This window comes from Uliginosibacterium sediminicola (genome assembly GCF_039631295.1).
Lineage (GTDB): Bacteria > Pseudomonadota > Gammaproteobacteria > Burkholderiales > Rhodocyclaceae > Viridibacterium > Viridibacterium sediminicola.
This window is the reverse complement of the sequence record NZ_JBDIVE010000004.1, coordinates 220,371-244,585: the sequence shown is the minus strand read 5'-3', so window position 1 is coordinate 244,585 and position 24,215 is coordinate 220,371. Positions and strand designations below refer to the sequence as shown.

At 61.0% G+C, this 24,215-nt stretch carries 23 protein-coding genes and 1 riboswitch; of the genes, 7 read left to right on the top strand and 16 right to left on the bottom strand.

From position 1 onward, the window contains the following. Positions 1–37: 37 nt before the first annotated feature. Positions 38–802 carry a hypothetical protein gene (locus ABDB84_RS10070; RefSeq protein WP_345919594.1) on the bottom strand — a complete coding sequence of 255 codons (765 nt, stop codon included), beginning with the start codon at positions 800–802 and terminating at the stop codon, positions 38–40. A 183-nt stretch (positions 803–985) separates the two neighbouring features. After that, a riboswitch (TPP riboswitch) is annotated at positions 986–1,085 on the top strand. Between the two features lie 48 nt (positions 1,086–1,133). Here ABDB84_RS10070 and thiC point away from each other — a divergent pair. Beyond that, positions 1,134–3,047, top strand: coding sequence for a phosphomethylpyrimidine synthase ThiC (gene thiC / locus ABDB84_RS10065; protein WP_345919593.1), 1,914 nt, complete (start codon positions 1,134–1,136; stop codon positions 3,045–3,047). A 166-nt stretch (positions 3,048–3,213) separates the two neighbouring features. Here the strand turns inward: thiC and ABDB84_RS10060 are convergent, their stop codons facing one another. The 4 genes from ABDB84_RS10060 to ABDB84_RS10045 form a co-directional block, all read right to left on the bottom strand. Next, positions 3,214–3,654, bottom strand: coding sequence for a putative toxin-antitoxin system toxin component, PIN family (locus ABDB84_RS10060; RefSeq protein WP_345919592.1), 441 nt, complete (start codon positions 3,652–3,654; stop codon positions 3,214–3,216). Further along, positions 3,644–3,895 carry a type II toxin-antitoxin system prevent-host-death family antitoxin gene (locus ABDB84_RS10055; RefSeq protein WP_345919591.1) on the bottom strand — a complete coding sequence of 84 codons (252 nt, stop codon included), beginning with the start codon at positions 3,893–3,895 and terminating at the stop codon, positions 3,644–3,646. The genes ABDB84_RS10060 and ABDB84_RS10055 overlap by 11 nt, the downstream gene beginning before the upstream one ends. Positions 3,896–4,430: 535 nt before the next feature. Next, positions 4,431–4,985, bottom strand: a complete 555-nt coding sequence (locus ABDB84_RS10050) for a hypothetical protein (protein ID WP_345919590.1) — start codon at positions 4,983–4,985, stop codon at positions 4,431–4,433. A gap of 254 nt (positions 4,986–5,239) precedes the next feature. Further along, positions 5,240–6,235, bottom strand: coding sequence for a DUF4365 domain-containing protein (locus ABDB84_RS10045; RefSeq protein WP_345919589.1), 996 nt, complete (start codon positions 6,233–6,235; stop codon positions 5,240–5,242). Positions 6,236–6,346: 111 nt separating this feature from the next. On the opposite strand from ABDB84_RS10045, the gene ABDB84_RS10040 reads away from it, so the two are divergent. After that, positions 6,347–7,378: an IS110 family RNA-guided transposase gene (locus tag ABDB84_RS10040; RefSeq protein WP_345919588.1), complete on the top strand. Its 1,032-nt coding sequence runs from the start codon at positions 6,347–6,349 to the stop codon at positions 7,376–7,378. Positions 7,379–7,821: 443 nt separating this feature from the next. Here the strand turns inward: ABDB84_RS10040 and ABDB84_RS10035 are convergent, their stop codons facing one another. The 6 genes from ABDB84_RS10035 to ABDB84_RS10010 form a co-directional block, all read right to left on the bottom strand. After that, a complete protein-coding gene (locus tag ABDB84_RS10035) occupies positions 7,822–8,223 on the bottom strand; it encodes a hypothetical protein (RefSeq protein ID WP_345919587.1) in 402 nt (133 codons plus the stop codon). Positions 8,224–8,228: 5 nt separating this feature from the next. Further along, complete coding sequence (locus ABDB84_RS10030; protein ID WP_345919586.1) at positions 8,229–8,798, bottom strand: hypothetical protein; 570 nt, start codon at positions 8,796–8,798, stop codon at positions 8,229–8,231. Between the two features lie 114 nt (positions 8,799–8,912). Further along, the gene (locus ABDB84_RS10025; RefSeq protein ID WP_345919585.1) at positions 8,913–9,545 is read right to left on the bottom strand and encodes a methyltransferase family protein; all 633 of its coding nucleotides are present in this window, start codon (positions 9,543–9,545) and stop codon (positions 8,913–8,915) included. Positions 9,546–10,141: 596 nt separating this feature from the next. Continuing rightward, complete coding sequence (locus ABDB84_RS10020) at positions 10,142–11,680, bottom strand: glycoside hydrolase family 88/105 protein (protein ID WP_345919584.1); 1,539 nt, start codon at positions 11,678–11,680, stop codon at positions 10,142–10,144. A 260-nt stretch (positions 11,681–11,940) separates the two neighbouring features. After that, positions 11,941–12,336: a tautomerase family protein gene (locus tag ABDB84_RS10015; RefSeq protein WP_345919583.1), complete on the bottom strand. Its 396-nt coding sequence runs from the start codon at positions 12,334–12,336 to the stop codon at positions 11,941–11,943. An 87-nt stretch (positions 12,337–12,423) separates the two neighbouring features. Further along, complete coding sequence (locus ABDB84_RS10010; protein WP_345919582.1) at positions 12,424–12,849, bottom strand: MarR family winged helix-turn-helix transcriptional regulator; 426 nt, start codon at positions 12,847–12,849, stop codon at positions 12,424–12,426. 107 nt (positions 12,850–12,956) lie between these two features. Here ABDB84_RS10010 and ABDB84_RS10005 point away from each other — a divergent pair, with 107 nt between their 5' ends. The 5 genes from ABDB84_RS10005 to ABDB84_RS09985 all read left to right on the top strand — a co-directional run bounded on the left by ABDB84_RS10005 (position 12,957) and on the right by ABDB84_RS09985 (position 19,656). Beyond that, the gene (locus ABDB84_RS10005) at positions 12,957–13,535 is read left to right on the top strand and encodes a lipocalin family protein (protein WP_345919581.1); all 579 of its coding nucleotides are present in this window, start codon (positions 12,957–12,959) and stop codon (positions 13,533–13,535) included. A 141-nt stretch (positions 13,536–13,676) separates the two neighbouring features. Beyond that, a complete protein-coding gene (locus tag ABDB84_RS10000; protein ID WP_345919580.1) occupies positions 13,677–16,823 on the top strand; it encodes an EAL domain-containing protein in 3,147 nt (1,048 codons plus the stop codon). 23 nt (positions 16,824–16,846) lie between these two features. Then, entirely contained in the window at positions 16,847–17,137 is a 291-nt protein-coding gene (locus tag ABDB84_RS09995) for a PNPOx family protein (protein WP_345919579.1), read from the top strand. A 210-nt stretch (positions 17,138–17,347) separates the two neighbouring features. Then, positions 17,348–18,898, top strand: coding sequence for a pectate lyase family protein (locus tag ABDB84_RS09990; protein WP_345919578.1), 1,551 nt, complete (start codon positions 17,348–17,350; stop codon positions 18,896–18,898). A gap of 140 nt (positions 18,899–19,038) precedes the next feature. Continuing rightward, on the top strand, positions 19,039–19,656 hold the full coding sequence (locus ABDB84_RS09985) for an acetate uptake transporter (RefSeq protein WP_345919577.1): 618 nt from the start codon (positions 19,039–19,041) through the stop codon (positions 19,654–19,656). Between the two features lie 6 nt (positions 19,657–19,662). On the opposite strand, the gene ABDB84_RS09980 is transcribed toward ABDB84_RS09985, so the two are convergent. From ABDB84_RS09980 to ABDB84_RS09960, 5 genes are read right to left on the bottom strand one after another with little or no spacing between them, the layout of a single operon-like run. Then, positions 19,663–20,337, bottom strand: coding sequence for an aspartate/glutamate racemase family protein (locus ABDB84_RS09980; protein WP_345919576.1), 675 nt, complete (start codon positions 20,335–20,337; stop codon positions 19,663–19,665). Then, positions 20,334–21,347 carry an ABC transporter ATP-binding protein gene (locus tag ABDB84_RS09975; RefSeq protein WP_345919575.1) on the bottom strand — a complete coding sequence of 338 codons (1,014 nt, stop codon included), beginning with the start codon at positions 21,345–21,347 and terminating at the stop codon, positions 20,334–20,336. Before ABDB84_RS09975 ends, ABDB84_RS09980 begins: the two co-directional genes overlap by 4 nt. After that, on the bottom strand, positions 21,344–22,363 hold the full coding sequence (locus ABDB84_RS09970; RefSeq protein WP_345919574.1) for an ABC transporter ATP-binding protein: 1,020 nt from the start codon (positions 22,361–22,363) through the stop codon (positions 21,344–21,346). Before ABDB84_RS09970 ends, ABDB84_RS09975 begins: the two co-directional genes overlap by 4 nt. Beyond that, positions 22,360–23,211, bottom strand: a complete 852-nt coding sequence (locus tag ABDB84_RS09965; protein ID WP_345919573.1) for an ABC transporter permease — start codon at positions 23,209–23,211, stop codon at positions 22,360–22,362. The genes ABDB84_RS09970 and ABDB84_RS09965 overlap by 4 nt, the downstream gene beginning before the upstream one ends. Continuing rightward, complete coding sequence (locus ABDB84_RS09960) at positions 23,208–24,149, bottom strand: ABC transporter permease (RefSeq protein WP_345919572.1); 942 nt, start codon at positions 24,147–24,149, stop codon at positions 23,208–23,210. Before ABDB84_RS09960 ends, ABDB84_RS09965 begins: the two co-directional genes overlap by 4 nt. Positions 24,150–24,215: the final 66 nt, after the last annotated feature.

Below are 24,215 nucleotides of genomic sequence, written 5' to 3'. Positions count from 1 at the left end.
GCTGCTCAGACGGGCTTAGGGCGGGCTTAAGGTGGGCTTAAGGCAGCAGGAAAAAACGGTAGCGCATCGGCAGGCTCTCGCGCAGCTGCATGTTTGAGCCTTTGAGGATGCGCGCTTCCTCGCGGGTATAAACCTGCACCCGCTCAGACGGCAGGGTCAGCAAGCCGTCGGCGTCGCACATGATCGCTGCGCCCTGCATCTGCACACTCTTGCAGCCGCGGAGCCAGGCCGGCGCATTGGCCGGCAAGGCGGGCGAAGCCGGCGGTGGCGGCGCTTGCACCGACAAGGACAGCGAGGACGAGGACGCGTTGCGCTTGTCGAGCGGCACCACGGCCGCCTTGCTGGACGCGGCCGATGCCGCAGCGCTGCTGCTGGCACTGCTCTGCAAGGCCAGCAATTGCTTGCGCACTGCCGCCTGACCCGCAATCGGCGCGGGGCGGTCTTCCAGCTCTTCGCGTGGCACTTCGCTGCGGGGCGGCTGGCTTGAGGCCGCAGAAGCCGAGGCAGCGGCGGCGGCCAGCGGCGCCGAGACAGACTCCGCCGAGGCTGCAGACACCTCGGCTGACGCGACCGAGGTCTCCGGGGCCGCTGCCGCAGCGCTGGCCGACTCGGGCATCGACGCCTGATCCGCAACACCCGGCGGCGACTGCGCCAGCGGCCCGGATTGGGCGGCCAGCTCGGTATCGGCCGCTGAAGTCGGCTCGGCGGGCTCCGCAGCGGCGCCCAGCATGCCGCCGAGCAGGGCCAGCAAGAGCGCAGGCATGGCCAGGCGAGCGGGTCGCACAGCGCTTGCGACGGACATCAGGTCTCCAGCTTATGGTTGAGTTGTGCCGATATGCTACGTCGATTTTGATGGTTTTGGCAGACTGGATGGCTCGCCAGCCTGCCCTCGCAAGCGCCTCCGGCAGAGTCGGCCCAAGCCCTGACGGATGTCACACCCGGCAGCGCAGCGCTTGCCTCATCAGGCGCTTTTCAGTAAGGTGGCACGATTCGCCAGGGGTCTGTCTGAAGTGCCACGACAGTGAGAAACACCCTCCGAACCTGATCCGGGTGATGCCGGCGTAGGGAGGCGAGACACCTGCCCAGCCCGGGCTGGATGCCTCTCCGTACGCAGCCCCAAACAGAGGACATCCATGAACGCCAACGAAAAATTCATCGCTTCGTCTGCCCACGTCGACGAAGCCGCCATCGCGCCGCTGCCCAATTCGCGCAAAGTCTTCATCGAAGGCTCCCGCCCCGACATTCGCGTACCGATGCGCGAGATCACCCAGGCCGACACGCCCACCGCGATGGGTGGCGAGAAGAATCCGCCGATCTACGTGTATGACTGTTCCGGCCCCTACACCGATCCGGCCGTGAAGATCGATGTGCGCAATGGCCTCTCGCCGCTGCGTGCGCAATGGATCGAAGAACGGGGCGACACCGAACAGCTCGATGGCATGACTTCGGAATACGGCCGCGCCCGCGAAGCCGACAAGAGCCTCGACGAGCTGCGCTTCAACCTGCAGCGCAAACCGCGCAAAGCCAAGGCCGGCCAGAACGTAACGCAGATGCACTACGCACGGCAGGGCATCATCACGCCGGAGATGGAGTTCATCGCCATCCGCGAGAACCTCAACCGCGCCGCCTACATCGAATCGCTCAAGGCCACCGGCCCCAACGGCGAGAAGATGGCCGCCTTCATGGGCCGCATCCACAAGGGCCAGAGCTTCGGCGCCGCGATTCCCGAAGTGATCACGCCCGAGTTCGTGCGCGACGAAGTCGCCCGTGGCCGCGCGATCATCCCGGCCAACATCAATCACCCGGAATCGGAGCCGATGATCATCGGCCGCAACTTCCTCACCAAGATCAACGCCAACATCGGCAACAGCGCCGTGTCGTCGAGCATTCAGGAAGAAGTCGACAAGCTCACGTGGAGCATCCGCTGGGGTGGCGACACGGTGATGGACCTCTCCACCGGCAAGAACATCCACGAAACGCGTGAGTGGATCCTGCGCAACTCGCCCGTGCCAATCGGCACCGTGCCGATCTACCAGGCGCTGGAAAAGGTGAACGGCAAGGCCGAAGACCTGACCTGGGAAATCTTCCGCGACACGCTGATCGAGCAGGCCGAGCAAGGCGTGGACTACTTCACCATCCACGCCGGCGTGCTGCTCCGCTACGTGCCGATGACGGCCAACCGCATGACCGGCATCGTCTCGCGCGGCGGTTCGATCATGGCCAAGTGGTGTCTGGCGCATCACAAGGAAAACTTTACCTACACGCACTTCGAAGAGATCTGCGAAATCATGAAGGCCTATGACGTCAGCTTCTCGCTCGGCGACGGCCTGCGCCCCGGCTCGATCTGGGACGCCAATGACGAAGCCCAGCTCGGCGAACTCAAGACGCTCGGCGAGCTGACGCAAATTGCGTGGAAGCACGACGTGCAGGTAATGATCGAAGGCCCCGGCCATGTGCCGCAGCAGCTGATCAAGGAGAACATGGACCTGCAACTGGAATGGTGTGACGAAGCGCCGTTCTACACGCTGGGCCCGCTGACCACCGACATCGCCCCCGGCTACGACCACATCACCAGCGCGATTGGTGCTGCGCAGATCGGCTGGTACGGCTGCGCCATGCTCTGCTACGTGACGCCGAAGGAACACCTGGGCCTGCCGAACAAGGACGACGTCAAGGCCGGCATCATCGCCTACAAGATCGCCGCCCATGCCAGCGACCTCGCCAAGGGCCACCCGGCCTCACAGATCCGCGACAACGCGATGAGCAAGGCGCGCTTCGAATTCCGCTGGGAAGACCAGTTCAACCTCGGCCTCGACCCCGACACCGCGCGCAGCTATCACGACGAAACCCTGCCGCAGGAAGGCGCCAAGGTCGCCCACTTCTGCTCGATGTGCGGCCCGCACTTCTGCTCGATGAAGATCACGCAAGATGTGCGCGACTTCGCCGCCGCACAAGGCGTGTCGGACGACGAAGCGCTGAAGAAGGGCATGGAAGTGAAGTCAGTCGAGTTCGTGAAGACCGGCGCCAAGGTTTATCACAAGGTGTGAGCGTCATTCCCGTACGCGGGAATCGATCGCCTTGTGTGCAAACAAACAGGCCGCTCATTGTGCAAATGAGCGGCCTGTTTTTGTGTAGCGCCATAGTTTGGAGCCTTTGTTTGGAGCCTTTGTGTGGCGCCTTTGTATGGCGGCTTGGCGGGAAACAGGATCCCGACTACTTGCCCCACGCCTCGATCTGCTCCAAGGCATCCACTGGTGAGCGTATCGCAAGGCCAGACACCACCTGCAGATCCAGCAAGTCTCGATCACCACTCACCAACATATCCGCTGCACCCAGCAAGGCCGTGTGAATGAACGTGTCATCGCCTGCATCGCGGCTATGACGCACAGCCGTGACCTCAGGCTGTTCATCCAGCTCAATCCAGTCTGCCACCGCATTGAAATCGTGCAGCAAGGCCTGACGCATCTCCATCGTCAGGTAACGATCAAACTTGGGGCGCCACAGCCGCGTCTCCAGTTCAGCGAAAGTTTCGCGTGAGAACAGGATGCGTCCGTGTTCAAGAAAATACTGTGTGACCCGTGCCGGAACAGAGCCTGCCGACAAGGCAGCACTGATCAACACATTCGTGTCGATAACAACGCGCTTAACTTTCATCGGCCAACAGCTCGGCCAATTTCTCCGGCGTCAGCCCCTGCGCCTGCGCGTAGGCCGCGCTCTGCTCAAGCTTGTGTTGCAGACGATCCGCGTAGAAGGTGCGCATCGCCTCGTAATCGCTGGCCGACACCATCACCCCCACCACCCGGTCGCGCCGCATCACACGGACGGGCTCTTTCTGGGCGAGATCGATGAATTCACCAAAGCGGGTCTTGGCCTCATTGGCGGAAAAGGTTTGCATGGCAGCGCCTTTCTAAACGAACGGTTCGTTCATCTTAGTCGAATCGTTCGATTCGCTCAAATCGTTCGTAGCGGGACGGAGTGCTGGCGGCGCTATTGGGTTTGCTAGGGTGGCGTAGCCGCGCCTTTTGCGGCGTAAGCCACCGCTTGGCCACGTCAGTGGCCAACGGGAAGACGCGTTACGGATGCGGGCAAGAAAGCCATCCATGCGGATGGCAAGTGGTGGGTTAGGCCTGCGGCTAAGCCACTCTACGCGCTGAGATGCGATGAGATGTGACGCAGGCCCGCAGGGGGCCGCGTTTTCCCCTCTCCCGCCAGCGGGAGAGGGTGGCGCGAGAGCGCCGGGAGAGGGCTGCCAAGCGGCGCACGGACGGTCGAGAAATCAGAAGCAGACCGTGACAGCGGTAGGTCGGAAAAGCCACAGGCGCCTTCCGACGTTTGTGTCATTCAATTCATGCATTCGAAACAAATCATTCTCGAACGTCGGAAGGCGCTTCGCTTTTCCGACCTACCTCCGTGTTTTCAATCATTCCGACTTACGGCCTTGGGCCCCATGCTTTTGTGACAATGTAGTCTTGCTTTTTGTCGTCCCATCGAGACTCCATGCCGACGACGGCAGAAGAATCATTGCCAAATACGCGGAACAACTGCAAGAGATCTTCGATTTGAAGTTCGTAGGCCCACTTGTGGCGCTGGTAGTCGGAAAACACCAGCATAGAAACAAAAGATCTATTTTCTGACAAAGTTTGCATCCAGTAGTAATGAATGAGTTGGTTGCAAACATCAAGTATGGAAAGTGTGGCGGCCTCAGGATGCTCCATATCAAACCGCTCATGAGGCCAGCCCGCGCCTGTGGCCGTAAATGGACGGTTACCGGTTTTCTTGTAACGCAAGACCGACATGCCGGTGCTGCGGGCTTGATCGTTAACTTTGGGCCGTTCCAGCAGTGACCGGATCTGAAAAGCCACGAGCATCAACTTTCGCTCGAAGAGGACTTGTTGCTTCTCAGACCACCTGCGATATGTCCGGTGGGTTTTGAGCCAGGCAAGGTCGGTCTTCAACTCGGCACGCCAGTAACTTGACTCGATCATATTTCGACGGCTAACGTTTGACGTGAGGGGCGGCCGGAGCCGCGAAGCGGCGGAGGGTATTTGCAAGCGCAGCTTGCAAACCGTCCCTCTCGACGGAGCTGTTAGGCAGCATATAGGTTGCGCTGAGTTTAGCGGTCCGATACAGTTTCGAGGCGCGGTTAGCCCCATTGCCCTCGAAGAGTAATGGCGTATCGGACTTCTCAACCGAGTTTCCGCTCAAGTCTTGTCCGGCTGTGGTAAGGCGACCGCGCACCTCACATTGCCTGATGTGTTCCACGGCGAAGCTCATAGACAGAGTAAAACCAGATCTTTTCCCGTTCTTGCCATTTGTTGGCCGGCGCGACTAAGCGGCTGCGTTTTAAAACGACCTGCACCACTGATTGATGGCGGTAAGGGAACGTGAAGATTGCTCGTAACCCAAGGTAATCCTCGATGACGCTGTTGCCATCTTCAAAGGTCGTGCGTTTAGCATGCCCAAGGTTGTAGACATCCTCGGAGCTTGAAATCAGTTTCTTCGCTGCGCCAAGTAGCAGCCAAGATTGCACAATGCGTTCGGGAAGGCGGCCGCGGCGGGTGATGTGTTTCCATCCAACACGGTTGACGAGAATTCTTCCTAGAACGGGGTTGTCTCGGCTAATGTCGTCGTCGCGCCATGCTTTATAAAAACTCCAAGCATCATCTCGCAGAGACTCCGTTTTTCCCAAACTCGGCAGAACAGTTTCATCTCTGTTCAGTGCGTAAACTTCCAATCGGCGGTCGTGAGTGCCACTACCGCAGAGGCGATGAAATGCCCCCTTGGTGTGATGGGCGAAGCGCTGCAGTTTGGGTATCAGGATAATTCCGGCGTTTGTCGTTGAGTACGCTGCAGGGTCACGAAGATCAACCCACCACGCAGGCGGATTCATTTTGTCTTTCGTATCGTCGACAAAGACGAGAACCGCCGGTCCGGGCACGCGCTGCCAGCGAGCGCGATGAGTAGTGATGTAGTTTGCACCTAGCGCAATGCACAAGTGATCAGGGTGCTGCTTCTGATCTTGTCTGTACCCATTCCCACCGCATTTGACTTGGACGAACACAAGGCCACCTGTGTCCGTTGGTTGAGCACTTCCTTTGCGCAGCAGAATAACGCCGTCAATGGCATCATCATTTGACGCGTCGTACTCTTGCCAACCACTTTCCCACGCAACTTCAACTGTGCGTGAAACCGCATTAATACCGATACGTTCCTTTACTCGATTGCTGGTCGCCATAACAAATGGACTGCCTAACGAATGAAAGGGACTTCCCCGTCCCGAGGCTGCGGCGGAAGCCGCATGATGGAGTTTCCACGCTTCATCGTGCCACTAAGAAAGGGGAAGTCCATGAGCATTATTACCGTTGGGATCGATCTCGCCAAGAATGTCTTTGCAGTACATGGCGTCAATGAGTCGGGTAAGGCGGAGCTGGTCAAGCCGCGCGTGGCGCGCGATCAGCTTCTGAAACTCATCTCTAAACTGCCGCCGTGCCTGATCGGCATGGAAGCGTGCTCGGGTGCGCACCACTGGGCGCGGCTGTTTCAGGCTCAGGGCCACACGGTACGCCTGATCGCGCCGAAGTTCGTCGTGCCCTATCGCCTCTCGGGCAAACGCGGCAAGAACGACGCAGCGGATGCAGCCGCCATTTGCGAAGCGGTGACGCGCCCGAACATGCGCTTTGTCCCGATCAAGGACGAGCACCAGCAAGCGACGCTGTGCCTGCACCGCACACGGCAAGGCTTTGTTGCCGAGCGGACAGCGACCTACAACCGCCTACGCGGTTTGATCAGCGAGTTCGGCATTGTTGCACCACAGAAAGTTGAACGGCTGCTACAGCACATTCCGGCGCACCTGGAGGCGCTGCCTGCGTGGGCCCGGCGTTGCGTAGAAGATTTGCTGGTGCATGCTCGCGATCTGGACAAACGCATCGACGACTACGACAAAGCGATCAGTCAGGTCGCACGGGAAGACGCCCGCAGTCGCGCCCTCATGCAATTACCCGGCATTGGCCCGGTAAGCGCCAGCGCCTTGCTCGCCAGCATCGGAATCGGGCACGACTTTAAAAGCGGGCGCCAGGTTGCCGCGTGGATCGGACTGGTACCTGGCCAATACAGCAGCGGCGGCAAAGCGCGGCTGGGGCGGATCACCAAAGCCGGAGATGCCTACCTCAGAAGCCTGTTGGTACTGGGCGCCCGATCCATTCTGGCTAGTCTGGGCGAGAAGCAGGATAGATTCAGTCGCTGGGCACGCGAGCTGGTTGAACGGCGTGGCTACTGGAAAGCGGTGATCGCGATTGCGGCCAAGAACGCCCGAATGGCGTGGGCGGTGCTGCATTACGGAGAAGACTTCCGGCTGACGCTAAACATCGAGGCAGCCTGAACGCTGCAAAAGCAGTCAGCAGGAAGACAGCAGAGGAGCACCACGATCATGCGGTAAACAGAGTTCCAGCAGGGGCAAAGCAGCGTTGATGTGAAGAGCGGTTGGACCCGCGCGAGGTATGTCTGGTCACGTCTAGGGGTTGAAGTTAAACCCGACTAACGAATGAGACCCTCGCGCGCGTCTTTCATCAGGGTCCGGGTTGAATGCAAAAAAGCATCGAGCCCAACATGACCGGTTGTAGTTTCGCAGTCCTTCACCTTCATCACACCACGCCGCATACGCGCCTGCGCAAAGCAGAAAACCAATCACGTTATTTAGCTATTGCAAATGACGGGGAAGCCCTTGTAGTTTGACGTGAGGGGCCGCCGTAGCGGTGAAGCCGCGAAGGGAACCCACAAGCGCAACTTGTGGGCGGTCCCTCTCGACGGAATTGTTAGACATCGCTAGCCCAGCCGCCTGCGTAAGGAGATCAACTGTAGGACCAGCACCCACATATAAACCGCAAGTACAGCGGAAAGTATTGTTACGAAACAGTAAGCTGTTTTGACGGCATCGTACTGATTAATAAGTGCTGCATATCCACTCTGCGTGTAATAGAGCCATGATTCTTTGGCGAGTTTGATGGCGTCTGGTAGGAAAATTAGCGACACCGCCAGTGCCATTATTGCGACCGGCAAGGCTTTACCGAAAAGTATGGCTGTGACGGACTTTCTTGCTGCTACGTTGTCCTCTCTATGAGTTTTGGGCTCGGTTTCAAGTGCTTTCGAAATGTCCGCATACCAAAGGCTAAAGAGTATCGCCGCGATAGCCATGAGTAAGCTTGACGCTGAGAGTAGATCGCTCATTGTGATCATGGGTTCGGCTGGACGCCGAATTTCGTGCAAAGACGGTTGTACGATGAGGGAGATATCTCATAAGTAGATACGCTGCCCTTCTTCTTTCCTACCGGTGAGAGGCTGCCATCAATGTCAGCAAGTGCCTTGTTCAATTCGTCCACTACGTTCTGGCTGTTGATTACAACTGTGTAGTCTTGGGCGTTGTTTTGTCGGATTGCAGCCGTCAGTGATGCGCTCAGCGTTCGTTCGACATGAGACCTTAGCTGATATTGATACTTTGAAATCACCGCACGAATGAGTGAACGGCTTTCCGTCAATGTCGTTTGGAACAAACTACTGACGGTTCTTTCGTCGGGTATTACTCCGCCGAATGCGGTTTCAATAAGGAGTAGCAAACGATACTCAAGCATATCGCTGCCACGCTTAAAAACCCGCTGCCCGCGAAACATAGCCAAGTACTCGTTGATTGAGGCGCCGAGGCATAAGTTGAGGCGAGTGTTTAGTTCTGCTGCAGGACAGCCAAGGATTGCGGATATTTCCGCCTCTTCAGTTGCTGTGAGATTTAGCGTGGCAATGATTTGCAAAGCAGTCTCCTTGTTATGTCTAACGTAGAGCTAACCGGCGCTGCGCGGCTTTTTCGCGCAGCGTCCAGCGACCGAAGGGAGCGAGGTTGAGCGCAGGGTTAGCACTTTACCGCACTAGAAAAGTCCGGGACAAAACCATGCAACAGTGTTTTTGTACTCTACGAAACTATCGCCAAACTTTCTATGTAGGTACCTTGATTCGCGCTGTGCCTTCACAACATTAAATAGCGAAAGAGGAACAGCAAATAGCAAAAATATAATGCTGTCAGAAAGAATTAGAGTTCCTACTGCCATAAATATTTGACCCAAATAAATTGGGTGCCGCAGTTGTCCGTAGATTCCCTTCTTTATAAGAATGCTGTCTTTCGGATCTTCGTACTCATAAATATGTGGCCCCCAATAGCCATTAAGAGCTGCCCGAGCTGCTGCTACAACGAACAAACCGATGAGCATCAAAGGAAGTCCCACAAACGAAATAGCCTCATCGCCGATCAATGAATAGTGAATGGGCCATTGCTTCAGATGGGCAATCGTATATAGAAATACCGTTGCCAAGCCGAGAACAACAAGAACATTTGGGCTATTGTGTTGCACTGGCCGTCTTGGTCGTATAGGTGAATTGTAATGATCGTGGTAGGAGGCATAAATGTAGAGGCCGATGAATGCACACCAAATACCATAGGCCATTCGCAGTGGAATCGGTGATATCTCGTAAACACGAATAAATAATTCAAGAACGTCTTTCAATTTTGTCTCCTGTGTAATATGGAAAGATGTGCGATCTGAAGTGCTAACGTTAAGTTAACTTCAAAATAAATCAATTCAAGTATCTACATCGCTTTGACGGATAAACCACTTTTCCGTCAAAGCAACAAAATTTCCCCACACGGCATCAGTTCGACAGATAACTCAGCTTGAACCCGCTCCACAAGCTCAAGCATCCGCTCTTTCGCCCAACGCAGCCTAGATGCAAATCAAGTAGAACCATACACGTCGGGCATGGGCGAGCGCACTCCTGCCCGAAAGGGCATTGCGCCGGATGTTTCGCCATGGCGCTCATCGCCCGATACCTAATACCTGCGCGCCAAATGCTTCGGCGCTAGGTTTATCTTTACCGTGAATCTGCGGCAGCAGCAAGGCCAGGACCGGGCCTTTGAAGCCCTCTCCGAGAGAGGCGCTGCGCGCGAGCTCAGGCTCTGATCTCCAGCGCACTCAGCGAATGGGCACAGCGCTTCGACGCGCACCCAGGTCATCCGTTTGGCTGGGCTTCTCGCACTTGATCAAGCCACAATAAAAAACGCCGCAATCACTTGCGGCGTTTTTGTTGATCAACGACTCAGATCTTAGTGACGTCCGTCACCACGCTCATCATGGCGCTCACGCAGATGACCATGCTCCATTTCACTGGCGGCCAGCAAGACGGCGCCGATGCCTTGGGGCACGTTGTCGCGTACGTAGATGAACTTGCAGACCGTCGGCGCCGAAGTGAAGCTGGTCGGGAAGCCGCCGGGGAGCTGCGCGGCCGAGCATGAAGCGGCCGGTGCCGGCAATTCGCCGCTCGTCAGATTGGTGCGGAAGTCGGCATTCACATACGAGTTGTAGGTGCCGCCGATGCTCATGCCGACCACGGTGCCGTGCACTTTGACATCGCCATTGCTGGCGATATCGATCTGCGACTTCACGCCGCGCCAGCCCTTGTGCGCCACGCCGAGGTAGTAGGGGCTGAGGTAGCCCTTGCGTACCGACTTGGCCAGACCATAGGTAAACAGCGCGCTGGCCGAGGTCTCGAGGAAGTTGGGCTGGGCCGCGATCGATTCACCCGGATAGCCGCCATTGGCGGGCAAGGGGCCGTCCTTCAGGTCGATGACCTGATACCACAGGCCGCTCTTGCGGTCCTGATAACGCGCCAGACCGTAGGAGACGTTGTTGACGATGCGCAGCATCAGGGCGCGGTCGGGGTGGTTTTTCGGCAGGTAGTCGAGCATGTCGATGACGCCAAGATACAGCCAGGCAATCGAACGGCTCCACAGCACAGGGCTTGCGACAGCACCGGTGACCGGCGGCGTCTTGCCCTTCTTCGGGTCCAGACCCAGCCAGATGCCATCGGCCGCGCCGTTCCAGGCGTGGTAGTAGAGATGGGTGTTGGCGTCGAAGAGATGCTCGTGCATCAGCTTCGCCTGGGTGGTGGCGGTGCTGAAGCAGCCGACTTTGTCCGACTCGGCGGCGTAGAGCGCGCAGTACTTCACGAGGAAGGGCTCGGCCATGTACAGCCCGTCTAGCCACTGCTGGTTCGGGTACGAGGGTTTGTGCCAGAAGGCGCCGGCCGAATTGGTCTTGATGCTCTTGAACACTTCGCGCTGCGCCGCCATCGCGGTGAGGTAGCGTGGGTCCTTGGTCTCTTCGTAGAGGCCGAAGAGCAGGTTGGAGGGCTGGATCACGTCCTGAATGGTGGCGTCACGCACCGAGGGTGTGGGGTAAGGCACGGCATAGCTGATCTTGCCGTTGGCATCGACATAGGTGTCGACGAATTTCTTCACGTAGTCGAAATAGACCTTGTTGCCGGTGTGCTGGTAGAGCTTCCAGATGCCCACCAGCGGTACGCCATTGGTGTATTCCCAGTACTTGGGCGAAGGCGCGGCAGGCACTTTGGCGTAATCAAGACTGAAGCAGTTGACGCCACAGCTGGTGTCGTCCAGCGTCGGCCAGGTCTTGATCATGTAGTTGGCCACCGCCACTCCGACACGACCGGGCGCGGGCGCTTCATCACGCTCCGCGAAACCGCCCGGTGCCGCGAGCGCAGCGATGGAAGCTGCCGTCAGCGCGCAACCCAGCAACGCGGTGACACCCCGTTTTACCGCAGGAATACATGACTTGAAGGTCATTTTGCTCTTCTCCAAAGATATGCCCGCCCACGCAGGCTGATACGGCAGTACAGGTCAAGGCTCTTCAGCCCTGCGTCCTGTCCCCGCTGCCGCGCCACATCGTGCTTTCCGCCGATGTCTTGTACGCGTGCGACTCGATAGCACGCGCAAAGAATCTGACGAGAAATGCTGTCCCGCAGTATGTGATCCTGGTCACGAAAAACGCCCCCTCCCGCGATGAACGGCCCGTGCGGAAGCCACACGGCCGTCATCACACAGGCTCAGCCTGGCTGGTGGTAGCGGCGCTCCTGGGTCAGTCCACCGTAGCCGTAAGCGCTGGCGCGCACGTCCTCGATGTGGATATAGCTCTCGGCATGCAGTTCGCCGAGCAGCGCTGCAAAGGCCGCAAAGGCTTCGCGGATGTACTGCGCCTTTTCGTCTTTGGTATTGGTCTCGTCGGTGATCTTGATGTCGAAGTAGAAGCTGGCCTTGCCGAGTTCGCGCAGCGAGCGCCCGCCGATCAGCCAGCAATCAGGATCGACATAGTCGATCACGATGGCCGTCAGCGCCGGCTTCTTGTGCAGGATGCGGTGGGTCAGTTCGAGCAGCTGATCAGTAATCTGGCGTGTCAGCGTGGCTGAGCGCGGGGCGCTGACTTTGACCTTGAGGATGGGCATGCTGTGATCCTTTATAAAGTTAGCCATACAACTATATGGCGATAAAAATCGGGGCATGGCGCCCCGTCCTGCACAATCATCCTGCGCTTACTCGGTCGGCCCCAGCGCCTGACGGACGCCATGCAAACCGCCTACCAGTGCCTCGAACTGCGCGACCCCGAGCTGGCGGCGCAGACGTTTGGTGACTTCGGCACTGGCCGCGACAATCGGCTCGCGCATGGCCAGCGCCTGCTCGCCGGGATGGATGGCGAATTCGCGACCATCGCGGGCGGTGTTGCGTCGTTCGATCAAGCCCAGACGCTGCAAGCCGTCCAGCGTACGCGTCGCGGTCGCCCGCGCAATGCTCAGCTCGGCCGCCAGCTCGCGCTGCAAGAGGCCGGGCTTTTCGAGTACCACGCGCAGCATGAAGGCCTGCGCCGGCGTCAGCCCCAGCGGCGCGAAGGCCTGGGTCCACGCCCGCTCAAGCAGACGCGCCAAGGCTGTAGTATTGAAGTAGAGGCATTGTTCGAACATGCTTGCAGCTTAGTTCGACATAGTTTGCCTTGCAACTAGATTTACAAAACTTGGAACTTCATCTGCAGGCACACTGCCTGACACGGCATTCATCACAAGGACCGATCATGATTGCGAACACGCATTCCGTTCCGCGCCGCCTGGCCGCGCGCCTGGCGTCCTTCCTGGGTGGGCGGAGCCGGAGCCTCGCCTTGCTGCTGTGCCTGATCGCTCAGGCGCCAGCGCAGGCGCTCGACGCGCCGCCCACAGTGAGCAATCTGGATCTGCAACGCTATCTGGGCACCTGGTACGAAATCGCCGCCTATCCGCAAAGCTTCCAGCGCGGCTGCGTGGCCAGCCGGGCCGATTACAGCCTGCGCAGCGATGGCACGCTCGATGTGCTCAACCGCTGCCGCAAGGAACGCCTCGATGGTGAGTGGAAGGAAGCCCGTGGCAACGCCCGCGTGGTCGGGCCGGGCAAGCTGAAAGTCAGCTTCTTCTGGCCCTTCGAGGGCGACTACTGGGTGCTGGCGCTCGATGCCGATTACCGCTGGGTGCTGGTCGGTGGTCCCAATTACGATTATCTGTGGATCCTCTCGCGCACGCCGCAGCTCGATGCTGCGACTTACAGCGCCATCACCACACGCGCTGCCGCCCTCGGCTACCCGCTCTCGCCCTTGCAAAAGACCTTGCAAGCCAAGGACTGAGCGGGCCGCGCAGCGCCGCCAGTCGCCGCCGCAGCGCGACCGGGCCGTTCCGGTGCATACTGGCGCACTGTGCCGTCGAATTATCCAGAATCCTGCAATCCGAACCCTTGATCCGGGAATCGATTGCGCGGACATCGAGACATGATGAGTCGAATTTCACTGTGGCTGGGGCGACTGAGCGTCGGGCGCAAGCTGACGCTGATCTACCTGCTCGACCTCACCGCGGTGATCTACATCTCGGGCATCCTGATCCACGAGAAGTATCTGGCCATCGACTTTGCACGCAAGGAGATCTCCGGCGCCGCCTATGCCGAAAGCGTACGCGAGAACCTCATGCACAGCTTGCTTGGCGGGGTCCCGCCAGCCCTGCAGAGCTTTGATTCGATACGCCAGCGTTACGACGCGGAGCTCAATACCAGCGAGCAGGCCGACAAGCTGCGCAGCCTGCTGACGCGTGCCGCCGATCCACAGCACAGCGCGCAATTGCTGACCCAGGGGCGCGAACTGCTGACCACGGTCGGCAACCAGTCCAACCTGATCCTCGACCCCGACCTCGACAGCTACTACGTGATGTCGCTGAGCCTGCTGCGCTTCCCCGAGCTGCTGCAGGTGCTCTATGACAGTCAGGATTTCATGCGCCGCGAGCTCCGCGCCAGCCATCACGATGCCAATAATGTGGCCCAGCTGCTGGCCCTGGCCGGGCGGCTCGATGCGGCGCTGCAAGGCGTGGACTCCGATTACACACAAGCCTGGCTGGCCGCCTCGCCAAGCTTGAAAGCCGTGCTCAGCAACGGCAAGCAACGTCTCTTGCAAGAGGCATACGCCTACTCGAATGCCGTCAAGGCTGCTGGCGACGAAAGCTCGGCGCCGCCCGATCCGCAAGCGCTGGAAGCCGCCTACCAGCGCACCCTGGTGGCGCTTGACCACATCTGGCAAAGCGCCATCGCGCAGCTCAACATCTTGCTGCAGGCACGCGTGGACGGCCTGTTCCAGCGCATGTGGCTGCACCTTGGCACGGCCTTGCTGCTGCTCGGTGGCATCCTTAGCCTGGTGTATCTGGTGGCCAGCCAGATTGCACGGCCGCTGCAGAATCTGGCCAAGGTGGCCGACGCGGTGCGCCGCACGGCCGACTACAGCCGGCGTGCCAAATGGCATGCGCGCGACGAGATCGGTCAGCTGTTCAACGCCTTCAACGAGATGCTCGCGCAGCTCGATCAGGACCGCCAGCTGCAACAGAAACTGGCCGCCAGCGCCAGCGCCGCCGAGGCACAGCGCGAACTGGTCGAAGCCTTCCCGATTCCGCTGGTGGTGACCTCGGTGCCCGACCACGAGGTGCTGCACGCCAACACACCCGCGCTGCCCTGGCTCGGCCATGAGCGTGGCGACCCCTGGCGCAAGGGGCTGGAGCCACCGGTGCGCAGCCGCTTCTTCCAGCGCCTCGCCGACTTCAATGCGGTCGACGAGTTTGAGGTGCGCTGGCACGGCAACGACACGCCGGCCTGGGCCGTGCTGTCGGCGCGGCGTCTGGTGTTCCAGGGGCGCGATGCGGTGCTGACCGCCTTCACGCCGATCAACAAGCTCAAGCTGATGGAACAGCGCCTGGAGCTGTGGGCCAAGGTTTTCGAGGCCTCCAGCGAGAGCATCATCATCATGGATGAGGCACGCAAGGTGATCAGCGTCAATCACGCCTTCTGCCGCAGCACCGGCTATGGCTTTTATGACGTGATCGGCAGCGATCTGTCAGCAGTGCTGCAGTCTTCCTCGGCGATGGACTGGAGCGATCTGCAGACCAAGGAGTCCTGGCAGGGCGAAGTGCTGATCTCGCGCCAGAACGGCGAAACCTATCCGGCCTGGCTGATGGTTTCAGCCGTGCACAAGAACGCCACCGCTGGTGAAGTGGTCAATTACATTGCCATTTCGATCGACATCACCGACCGCAAGGCCAAGGAAGACCGCATCCGCTTCCTCGCCCAGCACGATGTACTGACCGAATTGCCCAATCGCGCGCTGTGCCAGCAACGACTCGGCGAAGCACTGCACGAAGCAGCCAGCAGCGGCGAAAAGGTGGCCCTGCTGTTCGTCGATCTGGACCGCTTCAAGCTGATCAACGACACCCTCGGCCACCACATTGGCGACGGCCTGCTGCGCGCCGTGGCGCGGCGTCTCAGTATGGCCGTGCGCGCCGAAGACACGGTCAGCCGCCTGGGCGGCGACGAGTTCGTGCTGATCCTGCGCAAGGTCACCAGCCTCGACGAGCTGCAGCTGATGATCAACGAGCGCCTGATTCCCTCGATCCGCCAGAGCATCAATGTCGAAGGCCACTCGCTGACGGTCTCCTGCAGCGTCGGCGTCGCGCTGTTCCCCGACGACGCGCAGGACACCGACTCCCTGATGCGCCGCGCCGACGCTGCGATGTATGAGGCCAAATCCGCTGGCCGCGACATGGCGCGCTTCTTCTCGCAAGAGACCGACCACCGCGTGCTGGCCCGCCAGACCATGGAGGTGCAGCTGCGGCAAGCGCTCGCCGCCGGCGAATTCAGCCTGCATTTCCAGCCACGCCTGAACGCGCGCAGCCGCAAGATCCAGGGCGCCGAAGCGCTGCTGCGCTGGAACAATCCGCTGCTCGGTCACATCCCGCCCGCCGAATTCATCCCGCTGGCCGAGGAGACCGGACTGATCAATCCGATCGGCAGCTGGGTGCTGCAGCAAGCCTGCCGCCACTGGATGGCGCTGGAACAGCAAGGGCTCTGCAAGGGACTCGCCTTGTCGGTGAACCTCTCGGTGGCGCAGCTGGCCAACCCGGAGCTGGTCGAACAGCTGAGCCAGGTGCTGCATGAGACCGGCATGCCACCGGAGCAGCTCGAACTGGAGCTGACCGAATCCCATCTGATGGACAACCCGCTCAGCGCGCAAGCCCGCGTCGCCGCGCTGAAAGAGCTGGGCGTGCAGATCGCCATCGACGACTTCGGCACCGGCTATTCCAGCCTCTCCTACCTCAAGCGCTTCGAGATCGACCGCCTGAAGATCGATCAGTCCTTCGTGCTGGGCATGATGGACGACGCGGCCGATGCTGCCATCGTCAATGCCGTCATCGGTCTGGGCCACACCCTCGGGCTGGCGGTGGTCGCCGAGGGCGTGGAAGACCTCGCCACCGCCCAGGCCCTCACCGCGCTGGGCTGCGACGAGTTGCAGGGCTACTGCTTCAGCCGCCCCCTGACCCTGGCCGAACTGATCAACTACCTGCAACACAACGGCCAGCACGGCGAACGGCGCCGTCTGCGCAGCTGAGCAAGCGCGGCCCAAGCGTCTCCGTGCACACACCCGACGATCCGCATCGCATCAGCAGCCTGCGCAACCTGATCGAAGACCCACGCTGCGCGCTGCAAGGCAAGCCGCCCAAGTGCGTGCTGCGCATCCGCGTCGACACCGTGTACTTCCAGTGCGCACGCGCAATCCTCCGCTCCGGGCTGTGGCAGGCGGCTACCGCGCCCGCCGGCGTGCCAACCGTCGGTCGGATCATCGCGGCCATCAGCGGCGGCGACTTCGATGGCGAGGCCTACGACCAAACTCTGCCAGCACGCCAGCGCAGCACCTTGTACTAGCAGTGGTTAACGCAGCGCAGCATGCCGACCGGCTATTCCGTCGGAATCGACAATTAATGTTAAGAAATGCACAAAGATGTTGCTGTGCAAGATTGATTTCGCTTGCAAAGCCCTTTATCGTCGCCCGGCAGATCAGACGCTGTGCAACAACTCATGCGTGTTGACATTGATGCTATGCGCATGAAAATAAACCATAAATGGAGACACAACATGCGTTTTACACTCAAAGCGACGGCCCTGGCCGTCTCGCTTCTGGGCGGCACCGCCGCCTATGCTGCCAACACCGGCGGTTTCTCGACCGCTGACGGTGGCAACCAGACCGGCTCCAAGTCGGTGACCGTCAGCAGCATGCAGGGCATCATCGATGCCATCGCCGCTGCGCGCCTGGACGCCAATGGCAAGAAGGTGACCGGCGGCGCTTATCCGGTGATCATCACCTACACCGGCAACGAAGACGCCCAGATCGCACAGATCGTCAAGGATCACACCAAGGACGCCTCGGGCAACTGCCCGAACCCGCACTGGAACGACCCCTACCGCGAAGTCGAAATCAAGGAATTCACCAAGGGCATCACCATTCAGGGCGCCAATGGTTCCTCGGCCAACTTCGGCATCACCATCAAGAGCGGCTCGAACAACGTCGTCATCAAGAACATGAAGATCGGCGCCCTGGCCGGTGCCAACAACGACGCTGACATGATCCGCATCGACGGCTCATCGAACGTGTGGATCGACCACAACGAACTGTTTGCGGTGAACAACGAGTGCAACGGCTCGCCCGACGGCGACCTAACCTTCGAGTCGGCCATCGACATCAAGAAGGATTCGCACAACATCACCGTGTCCTACAACTACATCCATGACAGCAAGAAGGTCGGTCTGGATGGTTCGTCAAGCTCGGACATCGCCGGTGGCCGCGAGATCACCTTCCACCACAATATCTACTACAACGTGAATGGCCGCCTGCCGCTGCAACGCGGTGGCTGGACGCACATCTACAACAACTTCTACGACAAGATCACTGAATCGGGCATCAACGTGCGCACCGGCGGTTATTCGCTGATCGAACGCAACTGGTTCCAGAACTCGATCAGCCCGGTCACCTGTCGTTATGACACCGCCAATTGCGGCAAGTGGGATCTGCGCAACAACAACCTGACCAGCTCGGCCGATAACGCCACCTACGGCATCACCTGGACCGATGCAGGCAGCGGCGGCGTCAATGCCGACACCTGGACCACCACCGCAGCCTTCCCGAAGACCCTGACCTACACCTACGAACCGGTGTCGGCACAGTGCGTGAAGGACAAGCTGGCGCAGTACGCCGGTGTGGGCAAGAACGGCGCGCAACTGACGGCCGCCGCCTGCGGCACGGCAACCTCGTCGTCCTCGTCTTCGTCTTCTTCGAAGTCCAGCTCGTCGACCGCTGCCAGCAGCTCGTCTTCGTCCAAGTCTTCGAGCAGCGCAGCCGCATCGAGCAGCTCGTCGAGCAAGGCCAGCTCTTCGGCCGCAAGCTCCTCGTCGTCCAGCACGGGCGCTCCGGTGCTCTCCGGTACGGGTGACTACCCCAACAACTTCAGCAAGTGCTCGGATGAAGGTGCAACCTGCACCCCGACACGTGGCACGGGTTGGGTTGCCTTCGGTCGCAAGGGCAAGTGGGTGACCAAGAACGTCGGCGTGGGCAAGAGCATCGCTTGCACCGTCGCAGCCTTCGGTTCCGACCCGGGCGGCGCGCCGAACAAGTGCTCGTTCCAGAACTGAGCGGTTTGATCCAGACAAAACGGCGCCTGCGGGCGCCGTTTTTTATTGCGCCATCCTTGACCTGCATGAAATGTGCGGGCGCACCCTTCATGCACTCTGGCGGCCTGCCGGATGTCGGCTGATGCACAGGAGTTTCACTGATGAGCGATCACGCCAAGGGCCACGATCACACCGCCAACCCCGCCCCGCTGGGCCTGCTCGGCTTCGGCATGACCACGGTTCTGCTGAACCTGCACAACGCCGGCATCATCGAGCTGGGCGCGATGATTCTCGCCATGGGCATTTTCTACGGTGGCATCTGCCAGGTCTGCGCCGGCCTGATGGAATGGAAGAAGGGCAATACCTTCGGCACCGTCGCCTTCACGTCTTACGGTTTCTTCTGGCTGTCCCTGGTCGCCATCGTGATGCTGCCCAAGACCGGTCTGGCCGCAGCCACCTCGGGTGCCGGCATGGCCGCTTACCTCACGCTGTGGGGCCTGCTGACCTTCGTGCTGTTCATCGGCAGCCTGCGTCTGAACCGCGTCACCCAGATCGTCTTCGGTTCGCTGGTGGTCCTCTTCGCGCTGCTGGCCATTGGCGATGCCACCGGCAACGAAGGCATCAAGCTCGTCGCCGGCTGGGAAGGCATCTTCTGCGGCGCTTCGGCAATCTACGCCGCCGCGGCTCAGGTGCTCAACGAGGTCTATGGCCGCACGGTGCTGCCGCTCGGCGAACTGGCCTCGCGCAAGCTCGCACCAGTGTTCGCCAAAGCAGCCTGAGCGGCTTCAGGCCGTTGTTGCGGTACAGCGCTGTAAACTCAGGCGCACGGCCGCAACAACCGGCTCGATGACCGGCACACCGAGCAAGGCGGCGATGGCGCGCGCCGCACTGGCGAGCGGACCACCGCCGATCACGATGGCCTCAGCGCCGTCGAGCTCGATGGCGTCACGACAGCTGTCGAGCAAGGCCTCGGCCATGCGCAACGGATCTTGCATCACGCGCTGCACCTCTCCGCGCGTGATGCGGATCGAGACCAGACTGTCCGCATGGCCATAACGACCGGCCAGATACTGCAGACTGTTACGCAGCTCTGGCGTTGTGCTCACAATCGAATAGCGGCGCCCGCCCGCAGCCGCCTCGGCAATGCCCGCCTCTGCGATGCCGGTGACGGGAATCGCGAGTTGCTCGCGCAAGGCCGTCAGGCCCGGATCGCCAAAAGCCGCGACAATCAGCGCGTCAAAACCTTCCGCCGCCACCTGCGGCCCATACTCTTGCACCACCTGCGCCGCTTCAGCCAGCGCCGGCTCATTGACGATCAGGCTTTGTCCACGCGGCGCGGTACGCCCTTCAATGAGAACGCGGCTGGCGGGCAGCAAGGCCTGCTGCGCGATGCCCAGCATCATCTGCGTGGTGTCGTCATTGGTGTTGGGATTGAGCAGTGCGATGCGTTTGATGCTCATAGTGATGCCACTGCACTGACAGGCGCCGCACCGGGATGGAAACAGGCCACGGCCTGCGCCGCGTGTGGCTGCAGTACCGGCACTGATTGTTCGCAGCCCGCAGCGGCGCGCGTGCAGCGCTCGCGGAAGGCGCAACCGGCAGGCAAGTGAGCCAGATCAGGCGGCGCGCCGGCGATGCCGGTGATGCGCTGGCCGCGCATCGAGCCGTGGATGGTCGAGGCCATCAGCGCCTGCGTATAGGGGTGTTGCGGCGCGCGCAGCACTTCGCGGGCCGAGCCGATCTCGACGATGCGGCCGGCGTACATGACGGCGATGCGGTCGCAGATTTCGGCGGCAACGCCCAGATCGTGGGTCACGAAGATCGCACTGGTGCCCATCTTCTGCTGCAGCTCTCTCAATAGCAGCAAGACCTGGATCTGCACCGTGGCGTCGAGTGCGGTGGTCGGTTCGTCGGCGAGGATCAGCTTCGGCTTGCACGACAGGGCCAGCGCGATCATCGCGCGCTGGCGCATGCCGCCGGACATCTCGTGCGGGTAGCTTTTCAGGCGCTCGGCGGCCGAGGGGATCTTCACCAGTTCGAGGTATTCCTGCGCCTGTGCGCGGGCCTCGCTGCGTGAAGCTTTGGTATGGCGGCGGATGGCTTCTTCGATCTGCTGGCCGATGGTGTAGACCGGATCGAGCGCCAGCGAAGGGTCCTGGAAGATCATCGCCGTGGTGCCACCGCGATAGTCGCTGAGCAGGCTGCGCGACAGCGCCATGATGTTGCGCCCGCCGACGATGATGCTGCCGTCGATCGTCGTGCGGTCTTCGGGCAGCAGCTTCATCAGCGCGCGCAAGGTGACGCTTTTGCCGCTGCCGGATTCGCCGATCAGGCCCAGCACTTCGCCGGGCGCGATGTCGAAGCTCACGCCATTAACGGCGCTGACCGTGCCCTGTGCGCTGCGAAAGCGCACGGAGAGATCGCGCACCGAGGCGAGCGTGGTGTTCTGCGGATTGACGGCGCTGCTCATGCTGCAGGGCTTTCGCTGTGACCGGACTGCGGCACCAGCATGTGGCAGGCCGCAAGGTGAGGACTGCCGTGAAGATTCGCCGGCAACGGCATGCTCAGCTGCGGCTCGGCCTCGCCACAGACAGCCTGCGCATACGGGCAGCGCGTGCGGAAGCGGCAACCTGATGGCGGGTCGATGGGGCTGGGCGGGTCGCCGGTGATCGGTGCGGAGAGCGTGCGCTGTTCGGGGTCCATGCTGGGCATGGAGGCAAGCAAGGCGCGCGTGTAGGGATGTGCCGGGTTTTCGTAGAGCGATTGCGCCGGGCCTATCTCGACGATCTTGCCCAGATACATGACCAACACCACGTCACTGATGTACTGCACGACATTGAGGTCGTGCGAGATGAACAGGTAGCTGAGGCCGAATTCTTCCTTGAGGTCGCGCAGCAGGTTGAGCACCTGGATCTCGACCGACTTGTCGAGCGCCGACACCGACTCGTCGAACAGCACCACCTCGGGCGACAGCGCCAGCGCGCGGGCGATGTTGACGCGCTGCCGCTGGCCGCCGGATACCTCGTGCGGATAGCGCGCGGCGAAGCGTGCCGGGTCGAGGCCGACGCGCGACAGCAGCTGGTGGGCGCGCTCGCGTGCTTCGGCGCGCGGGGTGCCGTGCACCAGCGGGCCGAACATGATCGCGTCTTCAATGCTCATGCGCGGGTTCAGCGAGGCGTAGGAATCCTGGAAGACCATCTGCATCTTGCGGCGCAGGGCCTTGAGCTGGGCAGCGTCCTGCTGCAGCTCGACGCCGGCGATGCGTACCGTGCCGCCATCGGCGGGGATCAGGCCCATCAGCAGGCGCGCCAGCGTGGACTTGCCGCAACCGGATTCGCCGACGATACCCAGCGTCTGCCCGGCTGCGAGTTCGAAGGAGATGTCGGACACCGCATGTACCACGCGCGGCTTCTCGCCCCAGCTCCTCTGGCGCGTCTTGAACTGCTTGCGCAGGCCGCTGACCTCTACAACATTGATTGAGCTCATTTGACCTCCATGGCGCTGCGCAGGCCATCGGCCAGCAGGTTGAAGCACAGCGAGACGGCAAAGATCAGCACGCCGGGCAGGGCTGCCAGCAGCGGCTGCGAGTAGATCGCGTTGCGCAGGGTGTTGAGCATCAGGCCCCACTCGGGTGTGGGCGGTTTGGCGCCGAGGCCGATGAAGGAGAGGCCGGCGGCCATGATGATCGACACCGACAGCAGGCTGGTGGCATACACCAGCACCGGGCCGATCACGTTGCTCAGAACATGCACGCGCAGGATGGTGAAGTCATCCGCGCCGCTGGCGCGCGCGGCTTCGATGAAGTCCAGCGAGCGCACTTGCGTGGTGGCGCTCTCGGCGACGCGCAAAATCGGCGGCACCAGCACGATGGTCAGCGCCAGCAAGGTGTTGGCGAGGCCCGCACCCAGCGCACCGGCAATCGCTACGGCCAGCAGCACCGAGGGGAAAGCGAACAGCACGTCGGTGCAGCGCATGATCAGCGCATTGATGCGCCCACCGGCAAAGCCCGCCAGCATGCCCAGCGAACCGCCGATGAGGAGCGCGAGGCCGACCGGCACCGTGCCCATCAGCAGGGTGGTGCGGCCACCGTAGAGCAGGCGTGTGAGCATGTCGCGGCCCAGCTCGTCGGTGCCCAGCAGATGGCCTTCGGTACCGACCGGCTTGAGGCGCTTGATGACGCTGCCGACTGCAGGATCACCCGGCGCCAGCCAGGGCGCGAAGAGGGCACCGAGCAGGATCAGCACGAGGATGGCGAGGCAGATCATGGCCAGCGGGTCGCGCGCGAGCTTGCGCAGCACGCGCGACCAGTAGCCCTGTGTGGTGGCGGCGTTCATGAGCGGCTGATCCTCGGGTCGAACAGAGGCTGCAGCATGTCGACCAGCAGATTGAGCCCGACGAAGAACATGGCGAGCACGAGGATGGTTCCCTGCAGCAGCGGAATGTCGCGCTGCTGGATGGCGTTGTTGAGCAAGAGGCCCGTACCGGGCCACGAGAAGACCGTCTCGACGAGAATCGAGCCAGCCATCAGGTAACCGAGCTGCACGCCGATGACGGCCAGCGCGGTCGGCGCGATGTTCTTGACGAGGTGGCGGAACACGGCGCGGCGGCCCATGCCCTTGGCGACGAGGCCGGTGACGAATTCGCGATTAAGGGTGTCGGCGACCAGCGCGCGCACCGAGCGCATGACGATGCCGGTCGGGATCGCTGCCAGCGTGATGGCGGGCAGGATCATGTAGCTCAGGCGTTCCCAGTTCCACAGCTCGCTGGAGCCGGCGCCCATGGCGGGCAGCATGTTGAGCTTCACCGAGAAGATGGCGACCAGCACGATGCCCAACCAGTAATGCGGAATCGACACGCCCGAGATAGCGATGGCGGAGAGCAGGCGGTCAAGCTTTGAGCCGTGGGTATAACCGGCAAGCACACCCAGCGCCGCGCCCAGCGTGAAACCGATGGATGACGCCAGCAGCGCCAGCATCAGCGAGTTGCCGATGGCAGCGCCGATTTCGGACGCCACCGCGCGGCCGGTGCTGATCGACTGACCCAGATCGCCCTGCAGTGCGTGACCCAGCCAGATTGCGTATTGCACGACGATGGGCTTGTCGAGCCCGTAGCTGGCTTTGACCTTCTCGATCATCTCCTGCGAAGCATCGGACGGCAGCACGGCCGACAGCGGATCGCCGGGCGCGAGATAGACCAGCGAGAAGCACAGCGCACTGACCGCCAGCGCGATGGGCAGGGCGAAGGCGAGGCGTTTGAGGAAGTAGGTGAACATGGTGGATCCGGTTTTTCGAAACCGCTAACACGACAACACAGCCTTCATCTCGACAAGGGTCGGAAT